The organism is Burkholderia sp. Ac-20392, assembly GCF_017104585.1.
Lineage (GTDB): Bacteria > Pseudomonadota > Gammaproteobacteria > Burkholderiales > Burkholderiaceae > Burkholderia > Burkholderia lata.
In genome coordinates, this window is record NZ_JAAGPB010000831.1 from 1 (window position 1) to 2,325 (window position 2,325).

The 2,325-nt window shown below is 68.3% G+C and carries 2 protein-coding genes and 1 pseudogene; 2 read left to right on the plus strand and 1 reads right to left on the minus strand.

The features are described from left to right. Positions 1 to 343 (plus strand): annotated as a pseudogene (locus tag G3N99_RS38740) (hypothetical protein); the annotation flags it as partial. A gap of 10 nt (positions 344 to 353) precedes the next feature. Here G3N99_RS38740 and G3N99_RS38745 read toward each other — a convergent pair. Beyond that, positions 354 to 1,766 (minus strand): PLP-dependent aminotransferase family protein, encoded by a 1,413-nt coding sequence (locus G3N99_RS38745; RefSeq protein ID WP_174984650.1) that lies wholly within the window; start codon positions 1,764 to 1,766, stop codon positions 354 to 356. Between the two features lie 231 nt (positions 1,767 to 1,997). Between G3N99_RS38745 and G3N99_RS38750 the strand changes: the two genes are divergently transcribed. Continuing rightward, positions 1,998 to 2,325, plus strand: a 328-nt coding sequence (locus G3N99_RS38750) for an FAD-dependent oxidoreductase (protein WP_206125036.1), incomplete at its 3' end; no start/stop codon positions are given.

Below are 2,325 nucleotides of genomic sequence, written 5' to 3' on the forward strand. Positions count from 1 at the left end.
TGCCGACCCGGTGCGCCAGCGTGAGCGCGAAGCGGAACGCTGGCAGCGCCTGAACCGGTTGTCGGATGTGCCGCTGGGCACGATGGCGCGGCATCGCCGGCACGTGCTGTCGCTCGTGTTCGCCGGGCCGGTGGCGCAGGGGAAGATGACGATCGACGAACGCCATGTGCGCGTCGGCGCGTGGTCGGTGCATTGCGCGACCGGGCGCGTGATGCGCGACGGCGAGCCTGTCGAACCCGCGATCGAGCCGCCGCCATCGCCACTGCGTGCGGTGCCGTGGCTGCCTTACGACGAAGCGCTGCTGCAGCGGATCGTCGATGTGGTCGCGGGGTTGCTCGACTGAGCGGCCGCAGTCAGATCGAACCGAACAGCGCGCGCGGCCGGTCCTTCAGCGTACCGGCGAGAATCCGCAGCCCGTTGACGAGTTCGTCGCGCGTGGCCGGGCACGCGAGGTTGATGCGCACGCCGTGCTCGATTTCCGCGCGATCGACCGCGAACGTCGACGACGGCATCACGATCACGCCGCGCGCCTTCGCATTCGCGGCGAAGTCGTCGGCCCGCCACGGCGGCGGCAGGCGCAGCCACACGAACATGCACGCCGGGTCGGATTTCAGCTGCCCGGCCGGCAGCAGCTCCCGCGCAAGATCGACGCGCGCGCGGATTTCCGCGAGTTGCGCGGCCATGATCCGCTCGGCCGTGCCGTCCTCGATCCACACCGTCGCGATCAGCATCGACGTGGGGGCCGGCATCCACGCGGTCGTGCGCACCGCCTCCGCGCACAGGGCGACGCTGTCGCGCGGACAGCTCAGGTAGCCGAGACGCAGCCCCGGCGCGAGGATCTTCGACGTCGCGCCGATATGGAACGTCAGCTCGGGGCACAGCCCCGCGATCGCCGGCAGCCGGTCACGCACCAGCGGGCCGTACACGTCGTCCTCGATGATCGTCACGTGATGACGCCGCGCGATGTCGACGAGCGCCATCCGGCGGGCGAGGCTCATCGTCGTCACGGTCGGGTTCTGCAGGTTCGGCACGACGAAGATTGCCTTCACCGGCATGCGCTGGCAGATCCGCTCGATCTCGTCGGGCAGCAGGCCGTCGTCGTCGGCAGGCGCGCTGACGATCTCGAACTGGAACACCGGCGCGAGCGCCTTGAGCCCGTAATACGTGAGGCGATCTGCAACGATCACGCCGTCGGTGCCGATCAGGCTGTTCAGCACCGCGTACAGCCCGTGCTGCGCGCCGCTCGTGACGACCACCTGGTCGCGCGACGGCGTGAAGCCCGGCGCGGCGAGCCACTGCGCGCCGGCGGCGCGCGCCCAGTCGGGGCCCTGCGGCGGCTGGTATTCCTGCAGCGCGGCGAAACGCGGATCGTTCGGCAGCGTGGCGAACGTCTGCGCGAGGCTCGCGAGAAATTCGCCGGTCGCCGGACGGTTCACGGTCAGGTCGATCACGCCGTTGCCCGCCGCGAGCGACGCGCGGGCCGGCTCGATGCTCGGCATCGCGCCACCGGTGACGAGCGAGCCGCGGCGTTTGCTGCCGATCACGAGGCCGCGCAACTGCAACTCCTTGTACGCACGGGACACGGTCGACACGTTGATGCCGAGCTCGGTCGCGAGCTGGCGCTGCGGCGGCAGGCGACTGCCCGGCGGATACGTGCCGTTGCGGATTTCCTCCTCGATCGAGCTCGAGACCTCGACATAAGTCGGCCGCTTCGCCTGCGCCGGCAGGCCGCTATCCCGCTCGCCGGAAAGTTTGTCTGATGCCATTTGTCGCCTGTGACCACACAAAAAGCGTTTGTCTGCCATTTTGACCTGCCCAGCGATTGTATCCGACATCCCCGCCCCGTCAAACGTCAGTCGAAATGTCTGTTGAATCAGCGAGTTGGAATCGGGTAAACACTGGCGCCACACAATCTCATTTTGATTGCACACAAAAAATTACTGTGTGATTCTTTATCTCAACTTTGTGTGAATCATGTGGACCAGAGGGAACGCGTCATGGCGAATGTCGCCATCGTGGGTGCAGGCTTCATCGGGCTCGGCGCGGCGGCATGGCTGCAGCGCGACGGGCATCGCGTGACGCTGTTCGATCCGGCCGGCGTCGGCCAGGGCGCGTCGTTCGGCAATGCCGCGACGTTCGCGCCGTACGGCTGCGTGCCGGTGAACGGCCCGTCGGTGTTCCGCAACCTGCCTCATTTCCTGTTCGCCGCCGACAGCCCGCTGCGCATCCGCTGGCCGTACCTGCTGCACGGCGCGCCGTGGCTCGCGCGGTTCCTGCTTGCGTCGACACCCGCGCACCACGCACGCAGCGCGACCGCGCTGGCCG